14 protein-coding genes, 1 pseudogene and 1 riboswitch are annotated in these 13,634 nt (G+C 72.4%); of the genes and pseudogenes, 9 read left to right on the forward strand and 6 right to left on the reverse strand.

Annotation, left to right across the window (positions count from 1 at the left end):
• Positions 1-52: 52 nt before the first annotated feature.
• A riboswitch (cobalamin riboswitch) is annotated at positions 53-204 on the forward strand.
• 36 nt (positions 205-240) lie between these two features.
• From E5082_RS24300 to E5082_RS24310, 3 genes are all read left to right on the forward strand, one after another.
• The gene (locus tag E5082_RS24300) at positions 241-462 is read left to right on the forward strand and encodes a CbtB domain-containing protein (protein WP_030813308.1); all 222 of its coding nucleotides are present in this window, start codon (positions 241-243) and stop codon (positions 460-462) included.
• 21 nt (positions 463-483) lie between these two features.
• The gene (locus E5082_RS24305) at positions 484-1,239 is read left to right on the forward strand and encodes a CbtA family protein (RefSeq protein ID WP_135793385.1); all 756 of its coding nucleotides are present in this window, start codon (positions 484-486) and stop codon (positions 1,237-1,239) included.
• Between the two features lie 116 nt (positions 1,240-1,355).
• Positions 1,356-2,159 carry an ASCH domain-containing protein gene (locus tag E5082_RS24310; RefSeq protein ID WP_208766251.1) on the forward strand — a complete coding sequence of 268 codons (804 nt, stop codon included), beginning with the start codon at positions 1,356-1,358 and terminating at the stop codon, positions 2,157-2,159.
• A 55-nt stretch (positions 2,160-2,214) separates the two neighbouring features.
• On the opposite strand, the gene E5082_RS24315 is transcribed toward E5082_RS24310, so the two are convergent.
• From E5082_RS24315 to E5082_RS24325, 4 genes and pseudogenes are all read right to left on the reverse strand, one after another.
• Positions 2,215-2,784 (reverse strand): histidine phosphatase family protein, encoded by a 570-nt coding sequence (locus tag E5082_RS24315; protein WP_135793386.1) that lies wholly within the window; start codon positions 2,782-2,784, stop codon positions 2,215-2,217.
• Positions 2,785-2,862: 78 nt separating this feature from the next.
• Complete coding sequence (locus E5082_RS33035; RefSeq protein ID WP_229918734.1) at positions 2,863-3,093, reverse strand: hypothetical protein; 231 nt, start codon at positions 3,091-3,093, stop codon at positions 2,863-2,865.
• A 242-nt stretch (positions 3,094-3,335) separates the two neighbouring features.
• Positions 3,336-3,506, reverse strand: a pseudogene (locus tag E5082_RS33590) (hypothetical protein); the annotation flags it as partial.
• Positions 3,496-4,473 carry a DUF5996 family protein gene (locus E5082_RS24325; protein WP_135793387.1) on the reverse strand — a complete coding sequence of 326 codons (978 nt, stop codon included), beginning with the start codon at positions 4,471-4,473 and terminating at the stop codon, positions 3,496-3,498. The pseudogene E5082_RS33590 and the gene E5082_RS24325, both read right to left, overlap by 11 nt.
• A 283-nt stretch (positions 4,474-4,756) precedes the next feature.
• On the opposite strand from E5082_RS24325, the gene E5082_RS24330 reads away from it, so the two are divergent.
• From E5082_RS24330 to E5082_RS24345, 4 genes are all read left to right on the forward strand, one after another.
• Entirely contained in the window at positions 4,757-5,863 is a 1,107-nt protein-coding gene (locus E5082_RS24330; RefSeq protein ID WP_135793547.1) for an LLM class flavin-dependent oxidoreductase, read from the forward strand.
• Positions 5,860-6,465, forward strand: coding sequence for a CE1759 family FMN reductase (locus E5082_RS24335; protein ID WP_135793388.1), 606 nt, complete (start codon positions 5,860-5,862; stop codon positions 6,463-6,465). The genes E5082_RS24330 and E5082_RS24335 overlap by 4 nt, the downstream gene beginning before the upstream one ends.
• A gap of 164 nt (positions 6,466-6,629) precedes the next feature.
• A complete protein-coding gene (locus tag E5082_RS24340; protein ID WP_135793389.1) occupies positions 6,630-8,489 on the forward strand; it encodes an arabinofuranosidase catalytic domain-containing protein in 1,860 nt (619 codons plus the stop codon).
• A 154-nt stretch (positions 8,490-8,643) separates the two neighbouring features.
• On the forward strand, positions 8,644-9,438 hold the full coding sequence (locus tag E5082_RS24345) for an SDR family NAD(P)-dependent oxidoreductase (RefSeq protein ID WP_135793390.1): 795 nt from the start codon (positions 8,644-8,646) through the stop codon (positions 9,436-9,438).
• On the opposite strand, the gene E5082_RS24350 is transcribed toward E5082_RS24345, so the two are convergent.
• On the reverse strand, positions 9,414-10,010 hold the full coding sequence (locus tag E5082_RS24350) for a GNAT family N-acetyltransferase (protein WP_135793391.1): 597 nt from the start codon (positions 10,008-10,010) through the stop codon (positions 9,414-9,416). The genes E5082_RS24345 and E5082_RS24350 overlap by 25 nt on opposite strands.
• A gap of 184 nt (positions 10,011-10,194) precedes the next feature.
• Between E5082_RS24350 and pgm the strand changes: the two genes are divergently transcribed.
• Positions 10,195-11,835: a phosphoglucomutase (alpha-D-glucose-1,6-bisphosphate-dependent) gene (gene pgm / locus E5082_RS24355; protein WP_135793392.1), complete on the forward strand. Its 1,641-nt coding sequence runs from the start codon at positions 10,195-10,197 to the stop codon at positions 11,833-11,835.
• A gap of 24 nt (positions 11,836-11,859) precedes the next feature.
• On the opposite strand, the gene E5082_RS24360 is transcribed toward pgm, so the two are convergent.
• Entirely contained in the window at positions 11,860-12,759 is a 900-nt protein-coding gene (locus E5082_RS24360) for an SGNH/GDSL hydrolase family protein (RefSeq protein ID WP_135793393.1), read from the reverse strand.
• 188 nt (positions 12,760-12,947) lie between these two features.
• Here E5082_RS24360 and E5082_RS24365 point away from each other — a divergent pair, with 188 nt between their 5' ends.
• The gene (locus tag E5082_RS24365; RefSeq protein ID WP_135793394.1) at positions 12,948-13,604 is read left to right on the forward strand and encodes a maltokinase N-terminal cap-like domain-containing protein; all 657 of its coding nucleotides are present in this window, start codon (positions 12,948-12,950) and stop codon (positions 13,602-13,604) included.
• Positions 13,605-13,634: the final 30 nt, after the last annotated feature.

The raw sequence follows: 13,634 nt of genomic DNA on the forward strand, positions 1-13,634 counted from the left end.
GCCGCGAGGACGCCCCCCTCGGGAGAGGAAGATCACCCGTTGGGGCGCGGTCTTGGCCAGGCAGGGCGCACGCGGTACCGTCGGGGCGATATCGACGACGGCGAAACGGAAGCCGGTGAGAAACCGGCACGGTCGCGCCACTGTGTGCGCGGTCCCTCACGGGGCCGCGCGAGTCAGACCCGTGGCCGTCGTCCTGTGCACCACCGAGATGGGACGCGAACTCCCAGAGGAGGTACTGCCATGGCGCAGTCCGTCGCTCAGCCGACAGCCGGAAACCCCGCCGTTCCCGCCAAGCTGCCGCTGAAGGAGATAGCGCCCTGGGCGGTCTTCTTCGGCGTCCTCATGCTGGTCCTGCTGTACTTCGTCGGCGCCGAGCAGGGCGCCACCTCCGTGTTCAACGGCACGGACGTCCACGAGTGGGTGCACGACGCCCGCCACCTGCTCGGCTTCCCCTGCCACTGACGCGAGGGACGCCGCGCACCCATGAACTCCGCAACCGTGAGAAACCTCCTCGTGCGGGGCATGCTCGCCGGCCTCGGCGCCGGCGTGCTCGCCCTGATCGCCGCGTACTTCCTCGGCGAGCCCAACGTGGACAGCGCCATCCACTTCGAGGGCCACCACTCCCACGAGCACGAGGTCGAAGTGGTCTCCCGCTCGCTCCAGTCCACCGCCGGACTGGCCACCGGCGTCCTCGTCTACGGGGTCGCCTTCGGCGGCATCGCCGCGCTCGCCTACTGCTTCGCGCTCGGCCGCGTCGGCCGCTTCGGCCCCCGCGCGACCGCGCTGCTGCTCTCCGGCACCGCGCTGCTCGCCGTGTACGTCGTGCCGTTCCTGAAGTACCCGGCCAACCCGCCCTCGGTAGGCGATGCCGACACCATCGGCAAGCGCACCACGCTGTACTTCCTGATGATGCTGCTCAGCCTGCTCCTGGCGGTCGGCGCCACCCTGCTGGGCAAACGCCTCGCCCCACGCCTGGGCAACTGGTACGCGACCCTGATCGCGGTAGCCGCCTTCGCCCTGCTGACCGGGCTGGCGTACGCCTTCCTGCCGGTCGTCAACGAGGTGCCGGAACACTTCCCGGCCACCCTGCTGTGGCGGTTCCGTCTCTCCGCTCTGGCCATCCAGACGGTGCTGTGGGCCGGATTCGGCCTGCTGTTCGGCGAGTTGGCCGAGCGGCTGCTGAACCCCCGCCCGGCGGTGGCACGCAGCACGGGCCAGGCGGTCGCCGCCTCCCACTGAGCCGGACGTGCCGACGAGAGGGGTCCCGGAGATCTTCCGGGGCCCCTTTCACCCGGACCACCCACGTGGCGTGGAATGATCTTCGGCGACCGCTGAAGAAGGGGAAGGCCGAAGACGTGTACGTACCGTCATCCGCACGAGCTCTCGACGACGACGAGCGTGAGCTCGTGGAGCTGGCACGCCGCACCATAGACGCGCACACCGACGCCGGGCCCGACGAGGACGGGGTCCACACGATGGGCGCCGCGGTCATGGCCGCCGACTACCGGATGTTCGCCGGCGTGAACCTCTACCACTTCACCGGCGGACCCTGCGCCGAACTCGTGGCTCTGGGAGCCGCACGAGCCCAGGGCGCCCGCCAGATGCGCTGCATCGTCGCCGTGGGAAACCACGGGCGCGGGGTCGTCGGCCCGTGCGGGCGCGATCGGCAGGTCTTCGTGGACTACTACCCCACCGTGCGCGTCATCGTGCCCACACCCGAGGGGCCCAGGTCCGTTCTCGCCGTCGACCTGATGCCGCTGACTCAGCGATGGACCCCGGAGGGCATGAGCGGTCTCGACCCCTCGCTCTACCAGGACCCCGAGACGGCCGGCCCCCCGGTCATCCGGTTCCACCCCCGCTACCTCGAAGACGTCCGCTCCGGCGCCAAGACCAGGACCACCCGCTTCCGGGACCCGGCCCGGCTCGGGCCGGCACGGCTGGTGTTCGAGAGCGACCCCGAAGTCGTCCTTCCCGCCGAGGTGACCGGCGTCAGGCACTGCCTGGTCAGCGACCTCACCGACCAGGACGCCCGGGCCGAGGGGCTGACCACCGCAACCGAACTCCGGGAAGCCCTCAAGGGCCACTACCCGGACCTGGCGGCGACCGACGAAGTCGACGTGATCACCTTCCGGATCAACGCCGAGCCGGGCACCGCCTGAACCGCGGAGGCACACGACTGGGCCGGGACCAGCTCATTTCGAGTCCCAGCCCCAGCTACTCACCGCCGAGCGCGCGCCCCAGCCGCAGGTTCCAGCGTCCGGCCCGCCCCGACAGCTCCGTCGCGGTGAGCGGCGCCGCGTCCAGCCGCCAGAAGGTGCCGACGGGCAGGCCCAGCGCGTGTACGACGGCCGCGCGCACCACCTCGGGTTCCACGACGGCGACCGTGCGGCCCTCGGGCACCGACTCCAGCCAGTGCCCCACCCGTGCGCACACCTGGCGCACCGACTCGCCGCCCGGCGCCGCGCAGTCCGGGTCGGCCAGCCACCGGGTCACCGCTTCCCCCTCCGCAGCACCGACCTCGGCCAGCGTGCGCCCGCGCCACCGCCCGGCGTCCAGCGGTGCGAGCTCCGCCGCCACGACACCCCGCAGTCCCAGCGCCCGGGCCGTGTCCCGGCAGCGCGCACCGGGGGACAGCACGACCCGCGCCGCCTCCGGCAACGCCCCCGCCACCGCCCGCGCCCGGTTGGCCCCGGTCTCGTCGATGGACGAGGACCCGTCGTAGAACCGGGCCTCCCGCAGCGCGGGCCCGATGGCGGGCGGGACGAGCACCAGCCGACTGGTCACCCGGGAGACCTCCTGACGATGAGAACACGACCGACCCCGCAGCGGGACCGCCCGAACCGGCCGCGCGATCAACGCGGTTCACCCCGAACGGTACGGGTCACCGCCACCGGGTTCTCCGGCGAGGCCGGTGTCGCCGGCCGGGCGCGGTGCAGCCACGGCCGCCGGGTCCAGTTGGGCGAGCGCGGCCGTGACCAGGGCGGCCGTGCCGGTGTCCAGGGTGAGGCGGACGCTGGGGAGGTAGCGGGGGGAGTGGTTGTGGGGGAGGCCGCGGAACTTCTCGGCGGGCCCGGTGCCGGGGCCGCCGCCCACTGGGTGGGGCCGACCGAGCCGGGCATCCAGTAGGCGCCCCGGATGCCTGGCCGCCCGTGCGGATGGCGGCCCGCGCCGGTGAGCAGCGGGAAGTCCTCCGTCGCCGACGACGCGGGCCAGCCGGTGACGCGGGCGCCGCCGAAGGCCGCCTGAGGTCCACCCGGTTGTCGAAGACTAGCCCTGGAGCGCGGCCCCATCATCGCCCGCAGGCCCGGCGAGCGCACCGAGTCCAGGTCGATCGCGGGGAGCGGGAGACCGCCGTACCAGCCGAGCAGGAAGGCGTCCCGCTCGATCAGTTCCGACGACCGTTGAGAGGTACGACGAACTGCGGGCAGAGCCAGCGGCTCGAACCCCCGGCCGCCGGGGTTCAGCGCGGCCGATCCTCGGCGAGGCCCGGTCCGCTCAGCCTCGATGCCCCACGTGCTCGGGGTGCTCCGAGGGCTGGTGCTCGCTCATGTACCAGCCGTCGACCCGCGGCTCGACCAGGTCGTCCGGCCAGCCCGCGGTCTGCACGGCCGCCTCGTACACGGCGTCGCCGAACCTGACGATCGCCCCGTGCGGGTCCGGCAGCCGGCGCAGGTTCTGCCACGGCAGCAGCGCGAGCCCGAGGCCGGGGTGCCAGTCGGCGCCCTCGACACCCCAGGACCGGCCGGTGAGACCGTCCGGCTGCGGCCAGATGTAGGCGTACATCCCGATGTCCAGCGGGCTGCTGCCGTCGCCGTGGGTGTTGTCGAAGGAGAAGCCCACGGAGACGTACTCGTGCAACTGGGCGTTGCGCATGAACGGCGGGCCCTCGGGACCGGGGTCCGTCCGCTTCGGGCGCCAGCGGGTCGCCGACAGGTCGAACCCGCCCCACATCACGCCGACGCGCGGCCGGTGCCCGAGGAACGGGGCCTGCCACGCCTCCAGACCGCCCGCGGCGCGGTCGAACGCCTCCCAGATCAGCCGCGCCGAGTGCGCGTCCCACACCCGCTCCACCCGGTCGTCCTCGAAGTGCGGCGGGGCGGCGGGGATCTCGCAGATCTGCGCGCTGCCGGGGTGCGGAATGCCCAGCTCGGACGCGGCCTCGCAGAACGAGGCGTAGAAGTCGGCGACCGACGTCCGTCCCAGCGACAGCGTCCGCGCGGCGCCTTCGGTCTCGATCACCACGTCACCGTCGAGCAGCCGGTAATGCACCGTGAAGGTCGCCCCGTCCCGCCGGAAGGTCGGTGTGCGCAGCCCGCGCGGGGAGACCTCAAGCACGATGTTGCCCCAGCCGACCTCGAAGGGGTCGTCCAGCGAGTACTTGCCCGCGACCTGAACCACCCGGTTCACATACTCGAGCATGGGGCCCAGTTCCGCGTGGTCCAGCACCGGCCACGCCTCGGGACGTTCGCTCACGGGAGCCTCCCGGCGGATCGATCCACGTGTTCTCGACGGCCGTACGACTGTCATGCCGGCTTCGAACCGCCTGATTCCGGCATGACAGTCGTACGGCCGCAATACCCCCCGATTCTCCCACGGGCCCCACAGCCTCGCCTCCTTCCCGCCCGTGCCGGATCGCACCCGCCGTGACACGATGACGGGACAGGGTGACGGGACACCCCGCCTCAGTACGCCAGTTCCGCGGAAGCGTCCGAAGGAGCCCAGCATGGCGTCGACGGAAGCGACCGGCGCGGCCGGGATGCAGTTCGGCATCTTCACCGTCGGGGACGTCACCCCCGACCCCGCCACCGGCCACACCCCCACCGAGGCCGAGCGCATCCGGGCGACCGTCGCGATCGCGCGCAAGGCGGAGGAGGTCGGACTGGACGTCTTCGCCACCGGCGAGCACCACAACCCGCCCTTCGTGCCGTCCTCGCCGACCACCCTGCTCGCCTACCTCGCCGCGCAGACCGAGCGGATCATCCTCTCCACGTCCACCACGCTGATCACCACCAACGACCCGGTGAAGATCGCCGAGGACTTCAGCGTCCTCCAGCACCTGTCCGGTGGCCGCACCGACGTCATGCTGGGCCGGGGCAACATCGGCCCGGTCTATCCCTGGTTCGGCCAGGACATCCGCCAGGCCATCCCGCTCACGGTCGAGAACTACGGCCTGCTGCGCCGCCTGTGGCGCGAGGAGACCGTCGACTGGGAGGGCAAGTTCCGCAGCGCGCTGCAGGGCTTCACCCTGGCGCCGCGCCCGCTGGACGACATACCGCCCTTCGTCTGGCACGCCTCCATCCGCACCCCCGAGATCGCCGAACTCGCCGCCTACTTCGGGGACGGCTTCTTCGCCAACCACATCTTCTGGCCGGCCTCCCACACCCGAGAGCTCGTCAGTCTCTACCGGCGCCGGTTCGCGCACTACGGTCACGGCACCCCGGAGCAGGCGGTCGTGGGGCTCGGCGGACAGGTGTTCATGCGGCCCAACAGCCAGGACGCGGTCAACGAGTTCCGTCCCTACTTCGACAACGCCCCGGTGTACGGACACGGGCCGTCGCTGGAGGAGTTCACCCGGCAGACCCCGCTCACCGTCGGCTCACCGGCCGAGGTGATCGAGAAGACGCTGGGCTTCCGCGAGTACGTGGGGGACTACCAGCGTCAGCTCTTCCTCATCGACCACGCCGGGCTCCCGGTGAAGACCGTCCTCGAACAGCTCGACCTGCTCGGCGAGGAGGTCGTCCCCGTGCTCCGCCGGGAGTTCGCCAAGGACCGGCCCGCCGGCACCCCGGCGGGCCCCACCCACGCCTCGCTGCTGCGCGCACGCGAGGACGCGACCGACGAAGGCGACGCGGAGGCGCGATGAAGATCACCATCATCTCGGGCGGACTGCGCGAGCCCTCCTCCACCCGGCTCCTCGCGGACCGGCTGGCGGCGGCCGTCACCCGTGAACTCGAGGCGCAGGGCGAGCCGGTGGAGCTGTCCTTCGTCGAACTGCGCCCGCTGGCGCACCCCATCATGGACGCGATGCTCACCGGCTTCACCGGCGAGGCGCTGGACACGGCCTTCGAGACCATCGCCGGGGCCGACGGGGTCATCGCGGTGACCCCCGCCTTCAACGCGTCCTTCAGCGGTCTGTTCAAGTCGTTCTTCGACGTGCTCCCCGAGGAGACCCTCTCCGACATGCCCGTCCTCATCGCGGCCAGCGGCGGCACCGAGCGGCACTCCCTCGTCCTCGAACACGCGCTGCGCCCGATGTTCTCCTACCTCCACGCGATCGTCTCCCCGCGCCCCGTCTACGCCGCCACCAGCGACTTCGGCACCCAGGACGGCGCGGGCCTCGGTGCCCGCATCAACGCCGCCGCCGCCGACTTCAGCCGCCTGCTGCGCGCCTGCGGCCCCCGCACCCGCGAAACCCAGGAGGACGCGGACCTGGCGACGATGCGGGGGCTGCTGGGCGGAAGCTGACGTTCGGCCCGCCCAAAGCAACAAATCGCCACACAGGCAAAAGCCTGGGCAAGTCTGAAGCAACAAATCTTGACGTGTTCGATCGTGCTTCGTACGTTCCCGAGCGGCCGTGAGGAGTCACCGACTCCGCCTCCCCACCACACCGCCGGCCGAAGGAGCAGACGATGCGCGCATTCAGATCAGCCGTGTTACCAGGTCTCCGCGGGCGCCTGGGGGCCGTCCTGTCCGTGCTCGCCCTGCTGCTCGGTGCCCTCGCCGGGCTGAGCGCGCCCGCCCGGGCCGCCGGTTCGGCGCCCTGTGACATCTACGCCGCCGCCGGCACCCCCTGCGTCGCCGCGCACAGCACCGTCCGGGCGCTGTTCGCCGGCTACAACGGCCCGCTGTACCGGGTCACCCGCGCCTCGGACGGGGCCGCCACCGACATCGGCCTCCTGGCGACCGGCGGATACGCGGACGCGGGCCGCCAGGACACCTTCTGCGGCGGCACCACCTGTCGCATGACGAAGATCTACGACCAGACCAGCCGCCACAACGACCTCGACCCCGGCCCGGCCGGCACCGCCGGAATGGGCGCCGACCGCGCCGCCGACGCGAGCGAACTCGCCGTCACCGCGGGCGGCCACAAGGTCTACGGCATCTGGATCTCGCCCGGCGTCGGCTACCGCTCCAACGGCGCCGCCTCCGGTGTCGCGGTCGACGGACAGCCCGAGGGCGTCTACATGGTGGCCAGCGGCACCCACGTCGGCTCCGCCTGCTGCTTCGACTACGGCAACGCCGAGCGCACCCCCGCCGACACCGGCAACGGCCACATGGACGCCGTCTCCATCGCCACCACCTGCTACTTCGCCCCCTGCACCGGCAACGGCCCCTGGGTCGAGGCCGACCTGGAGAACGGCATGTTCCAGGGCGACAACGGCTCCAACCCCGCCAACCGGGGCAACAGCAGCACCTATGTCACCGCCGTGCTGAAGAACGACGGCCAGACCCGGTACGCCCTCAAGGGCGGAAACTCCCAGACCGGCTCCCTGAGCACCTGGTGGGACGGCGCGCTGCCCTCGCGCGGCGGCTACCGGCCCATGCAGCAGGAGGGCGGCATCATCCTCGGCACGGGCGGGGACAACAGCAACTGGAACATGGGCACCTTCTTCGAGGGCGCCATGGTCTCCGGCTATCCCTCCGACGCCGCCGAGAACGCGGTGCAGGCCAACGTCGTCGCGGCCGGCTACTCCGGCCAGACCAACGTGCCCAACGGCCCCCAGGCCACCATCACCGGCCCCGGCGGCAAGTGCGTGGACGTCGCCGCCGACGACACCGGGGTCAACGGCGCCGCCGTCCAGCTCTGGGACTGCCAGAGCTACGCCGAGGACCAGCACTGGACCCACAACCCGGACACCTCCCTCGGCACCATCTCCCGCTGCCTGGACATCAACGGCAACTCCACGGCCAACGGCACCGAGGTCGAACTGTGGGACTGCAACGGGGTGGGCGGCCAGAAGTGGGTCCAGCAGGCCGACGGGTCACTCCGCAACCCCCAGTCCGGGCGCTGCCTGGACGCGCCCAACGGCACGACCGCCAACGGCACCCGGCTGCGGATCTGGGACTGCAACGGCTCCGCCGCCCAGAAGTTCTCCGTCAACGGCGGAGCACCGGTCGCCGCGCCCGGCGGCAAGTGCGTCGACGTGGCCGCCGACGACACCGGGGTCAACGGCGCCGCCGTCCAGCTCTGGGACTGCCAGACCTGGTCCGTCGACCAGCACTGGTTCCACCGCTCCGACTCCTCGCTCTCCACCCTCGGCCGCTGCCTCGACATCAACGGCAACGGCACGGCGGGCGGCACCCAGGTCGAGCTGTGGGACTGCAACGGGGCCGGGGGCCAGAAGTGGGAGCAGCAGGCCGACGGCTCGCTGCGCAACCCCCAGTCCGGCCGCTGCCTGGACGCCCCCGACGGCACGACCGCCAACGGCACCCGGCTGCGGATCTGGGACTGCAACGGGTCCGCCGCCCAGAAGTTCAAGCTGAACTGACGGTCCGGCACCGGGGCTTCCCGGCCGGATACGGGGGAAGCGGCTGCTGGGGAGGGGTGAACACGCGGGCGGACGGCGCTTCTCCGCCCGCCGCGCCCCACCCCCGCACACTGGGCGCAGCCGCCGCACCCGTACCGGAAGGAACCCCCGCACCATGCACCTCGATCTGAGCGGACGTACCGCCCTGGTCACCGGCTCCACGCAGGGCATCGGCGCGGCCATCGCGCTGGGCCTCGCCCGCGCCGGTGCCCGCGTCGCCGTCAACGGCCGCGACAAGGAACGTGTCTCCGCGAGCATCGCCGAGTTCGCCACCCAGGCCCCGGGCGCGGAGTTCGTCGCGGCCGCCGCCGACGTGTCCACGGAGGAAGGGGCCCAGCAGTTGCTGCGCGACCTGCCCGAGGTGGACATCCTGGTCAACAACCTCGGCATCTTCGGCGCCGCCGACCCGCTGGAACTCACCGACGACGAGTGGCGGCGCTACTTCGAGATCAACGTCCTCGCCGCCGTCCGGCTCACCCGGCTCTACCTGCCCGGCATGACCGACCGCGGCTGGGGACGCGTGCTGTACATCGCCAGCGACTCGGCCGTCGTCATCCCGGCCGAGATGATCCAGTACGGCATGTCCAAGACCGCCCTGCTCGCGGTGAGCCGGGGCTTCGCCAAGAAGGCCGCGGGCACCGGCGTCACCGTCAACTCCGTCATCGCGGGCCCCACCCACACCGCGGGCGTGGAGGACTTCGTCTACGAACTCGTGGACAAGAACCTGCCCTGGGACGAGGCCCAGCGGGTCTTCATGCGCGACTACCGCCCGCAGTCCCTGATCCAGCGCCTGATCGAGCCCGAGGAGATCGCCAACATGGTCGTCTACCTCAGCTCCCCCCAGGCATCGGCCACCACCGGCGGAGCCCTCCGCGTGGACGGCGGCTACGTGGACGCCATCCTCCCCTGACCGTCCCGAAGCCGGGCATGCAGGCACCCGTCGAGGGGAAACTCGGGCGGTGCGGCGGGCAGCACCCCGGCCCGCTCGTAGCCGCACTTGAGAGCCACCCGGCAGGACGCCGTGTTGTCCATCTGGTGCAGCAGCTCCAGCCGGGTCAGCCCCCGGTCGAAGGCCCACCCGGTCAACGCCGTCAGCGCGCGCGGGGCCACACCCCGGCCCCGCGCCCGCGCGGCCGTCCAGTAGCCGACCTCGGCCCGGCCGTCCCCCGAGAACACGTCCTTGAGCACGATGTGACCCAGCAACTCGCCTTCCCCGCGAAAGGAATCGGATGTGCCGGGCGAGTCGGCCGCCACGACGGCGAACCCCATACGCTCGCCCGTCTCCCATCCCCGCGCCTGCTCGGCGATCCACGCGAGCGCGGCCGCCTCGTCGTCCACGGCCGCTCCCGTCCAGCGCCGTAGCGCGGCGTCACCCCGCTGCACCAGCACCAGTTCCGCCGCGTCCGCCGCCCGCCAGGGCCGCAGCAGCAGAGCATCCCCGCCTATCACGCTTCCCCCTCCGGCCCCTCGCGTCCCGGCCATGCTTGCACACGAGCCCGGTGGGGCAGATGAACTCGGACGCGGGCTCCCCGCCGGTGAAGCAGAGCGTGCCCGGTGTACGCGGCAGCGGACGCCGGCTGGGGTGGGTCCGTTCGCTGGTACGGGCCCTGACAAGCCAAAATGGCCCTGAGCGTTTCGAGAGAGAACGATGCGGAGGAGCGGACCCATGGCGCACGAGCGAGCCGGCCTTCCGGCCGGTCCGGAGGACCTTGTCGATGTGGCCCGCCTGGTCACGGCGTACTACGCCCTGCACCCGGACCTGGCCGACCCCGCCCAGCGGGTCGCCTTCGGCACCTCGGGACACCGGGGCTCGTCCCTGGCAGCCGCGTTCAACGAGGACCACATCGCCGCCACCAGCCAGGCGATCTGCGAGTACCGCGCCGCCCAGGGCATCGACGGCCCGCTGTTCCTCGGCGCCGACACCCACGCCCTGTCCGAGCCCGCGAAGGTCACCGCGCTGGAGGTGTTCGCGGCCAACGGCGTCACCGTCCTCATCGACAGCGCGGACGGCTACACCCCCACCCCGGCCGTCTCGCACGCCATCCTCGCCCACAACCGGGACCGCACGACCGGCCTCGCGGACGGCGTGGTCGTGACCCCCTCACACAACCCGCCCGCCGACGGCGGCTTCAAGTACAACCCCCCGAGCGGCGGCCCCGCCCCCTCCGACGCCACCTCGTGGATCCAGGACCGCGCCAACCAGATCATCGCGGGCGGCCTGAAGGACGTACGCCGCGTCCCCTACGCCCGCGCGCTCGCCGCCGACACCACCGGCCGGTACGACTTTCTCGGCGCCTACGTCGGCGACCTGCCCAGCGTGCTGGACCTGGCCGCGATCCGGGACGCCGGCCTGCGCATCGGCGCCGACCCGCTCGGCGGCGCGTCCGTCGGCTACTGGGGCCGGATCGCCGAAGAGCACGACATCGACCTGACCGTGGTCAACCCGCACGCCGACCCCACCTGGCGCTTCATGACGCTGGACTGGGACGGCAAGATCCGTATGGACTGCTCCTCGCCGTACGCCATGGCCTCGCTCATCGAGCAGCGCGACCGGTTCGCCCTCTCCACCGGCAACGACGCGGACGCCGACCGGCACGGCATCGTCACCCCGGACGCCGGACTGATGAACCCCAACCACTACCTCGCCGTCGCCATCGACTACCTCTACCGCCACCGCGACCAGTGGCCGGAGGCGACCGGGATCGGCAAGACCCTGGTGTCCTCCACGATGATCGACCGGGTCGCCGGCGACCTGGGCCGCAGGCTCGTCGAGGTGCCGGTCGGCTTCAAGTGGTTCGTGGACGGACTGCTCAGCGGGGACCTCGGCTTCGGCGGCGAGGAATCGGCGGGCGCCTCCTTCCTGCGCCGCGACGGCTCGGTGTGGACCACCGACAAGGACGGCATCCTTCTCGCCCTCCTCGCCTCCGAGATCACCGCCGTCACCGGCCGCACCCCCTCCGAGCACTACGCCGGCCTCACCGAGCGCTTCGGCGAGCCCGCCTACGCCCGCATCGACGCCCCGGCGACCCGCGAGCAGAAGGCGCTGCTCGCCAAGCTGTCCCCGGCCCAGGTCACCGCCGACACGCTGGCCGGCGAGGAGGTCACCGCCGTCCTCACCGAGGCGCCCGGCAACGGCGCACCCATCGGCGGCATCAAGGTCACCACCGCCAACGCCTGGTTCGCCGCCCGCCCGTCGGGCACCGAGGACGTGTACAAGGTGTACGCCGAGTCGTTCCTCGGCCCGGACCACCTCGCGCGGGTGCAGGAGGAGGCCCAGGCCGTCGTCCTCGGGGCGCTCGGCGACTGAGCCCCCGTCCGGGGGCGCGGCCGGTCAGCGCCGGCCGTGTCCCCGGTCCAGCTTGTCCAGCACGGCGCGCGCCATCGCCGCCTCGCCCTGGGCGTTGGGATGGGCGGGCGCGGCGGGGGAGGCCGGCCGGAGCGGTTCGATCCAGCGCTCACCGGGCGCCTTGCACATGTCGTGCCCGACCGTGGGTCCGTAGGTGTCGACGTACTCCACCCCGTTCCAGGCCGCGACCAGGCGCAGCATCAGGTTGACCCGCTTCCCCGTGTCGCGCAGGTACGGGAAGTCGCCGCGCGCGAACGGCACGGTGGGGAAGCAGCCGGAGCCGTCGTCGGGCAGCAGGTCGGGGTAGCCGACCAGCAGCACGCGGGCGTGCGGGGCCCGCGCGTGGACGGCCCGCAGCACCCGGTCCACCTTGGGCGCCGTACGGGCGGCGGCAGCCGTCAACTCGTCGTATCCGGCCGCCCGGTACGAGCGCTCGCACGGGTTGCCCGTCGGGTCGGCCGCGCCGAGGCGGGCGCAGGTGGCGATGATCGAGCCGAAGCCGACGTCGTTGCCGCCGATCTGCACGGTGACCAGGTCGGTGTCCCGGTTCAGCGCGTCCAACTGGGGACCGTTGCTGCCCTGCGCCGCCCACATCTCGGCGGTCGTCGCGCCGGAACAGCTCACGTCCTCGAAGGCGCCCACCCGCCGCGCGGAGGCCACCAGCGAGGGGTAATTCCGGTTCGAGCGGGCGCAGTTGGCGTCCACCTGGCCCGGTATCAGCGGGCCCGAGGTGTACGAGTCGCCCAGCGCCACGTACTCCGTGCCATGGCCATGGGGCTGTGCCGCCGCCGGGACCACCGAACCGGCGACCAGCGCGCAGCCGCCGAGCAGCGCCCCCAGCCCGGCCCGCCGACGCCGTCTCGCCGTCTCTTTGTCACGCGCCATGAGATCGTCCCCCTCGGTTCCGGCCCGGCGCTCCCCGCGCCCTCGACCGGCCTTGTATACCTCCGGGGCGGCCCCCGCCACCAGAAGCCGGAACACGTCAACTGCGGCACCGCAGGTCACAGTTGTCCCAGGTCCGGTGTGGAAGACTCCAGAGGTTCCGTCACCGTACGCAGGAGGGGCACCGCTCGATGGCCGTCATCCACAAGACCACCCTCACTCCGACCAAGGTCGAACTCCTCACCTCCTGGCTTCCCGGCCGCCCCTGGTACCGGGGTTCGGGCACGCCCGAGCTGGAGCGCACCGGCGGCTTCCGGCTGGACGACCCGGCGGGCGAGGTCGGCATCGAGTTCATGGTGGTCACCGACCGCTCCACCCCCGAACCCACCGCCTACCTGGTCCCGCTCACCTACCGTGACGCTCCTCTCGCCGGTGCCGAGGACGGTCTGATCGGCACCACGGAACACGGCGTCCTGGGCAAGCGGTGGGTCTACGACGGCTGCCACGATCCGGTGCTGACCACCGAACTGCTCGCCCTGATCGGCGGCACCGCGCAGGCCATGGCCCAGAGCATCACCGACACCCCCGACCACGAGGTCACCCGCTCCCACACCGGCGAGCCCCTCCCGTCGGCCGCCCACACCCCGGCCCCCGTCGACGACGCGGACGGCACCGACCTGCCCGCACCCCACGGCACCGTGCTGCACGTCCACCGCGTCCTGCGCCCGGTCCCCGGCCCCGAGGTACCCGGCCGTCCCGAGGGCGCGGTCGGCCATGTGGCGACCGGCTGGTCCGGCCCGGACGGCACCCGGCTGCGCGCGGTGTTCATGGAGCTGCGCACGGCCTGATCCGGCCCGGCGCCGGTGCCGCTCGCCCGG

Origin of the sequence: Streptomyces griseoluteus (genome assembly GCF_004784465.1) — a bacterium.
Classification (GTDB): Bacteria; Actinomycetota; Actinomycetes; order Streptomycetales; family Streptomycetaceae; genus Streptomyces; species Streptomyces griseoluteus.

Bases quoted from the DNA above. Each gene is read 5' to 3' on its own strand.
- E5082_RS24300 (WP_030813308.1), top strand. From the start codon at position 241: ATGGCGCAGTCCGTCGCTCAGCCGACAGCCGGAAACCCCGCCGTTCCC.
- E5082_RS24305 (WP_135793385.1), top strand. From the start codon at position 484: ATGAACTCCGCAACCGTGAGAAACCTCCTCGTGCGGGGCATGCTCGCC.
- E5082_RS24330 (WP_135793547.1), top strand. From the start codon at position 4,757: ATGCAGTTCGGCATCTTCACCGTCGGGGACGTCACCCCCGACCCCGCC.
- E5082_RS24335 (WP_135793388.1), top strand. From the start codon at position 5,860: ATGAAGATCACCATCATCTCGGGCGGACTGCGCGAGCCCTCCTCCACC.
- E5082_RS24340 (WP_135793389.1), top strand. From the start codon at position 6,630: ATGCGCGCATTCAGATCAGCCGTGTTACCAGGTCTCCGCGGGCGCCTG.
- E5082_RS24345 (WP_135793390.1), top strand. From the start codon at position 8,644: ATGCACCTCGATCTGAGCGGACGTACCGCCCTGGTCACCGGCTCCACG.
- E5082_RS24350 (WP_135793391.1), bottom strand. From the start codon at position 10,010: ATGGCCGGGACGCGAGGGGCCGGAGGGGGAAGCGTGATAGGCGGGGAT.
- pgm (WP_135793392.1), top strand. From the start codon at position 10,195: ATGGCGCACGAGCGAGCCGGCCTTCCGGCCGGTCCGGAGGACCTTGTC.
- E5082_RS24360 (WP_135793393.1), bottom strand. From the start codon at position 12,759: ATGGCGCGTGACAAAGAGACGGCGAGACGGCGTCGGCGGGCCGGGCTG.
- E5082_RS24365 (WP_135793394.1), top strand. From the start codon at position 12,948: ATGGCCGTCATCCACAAGACCACCCTCACTCCGACCAAGGTCGAACTC.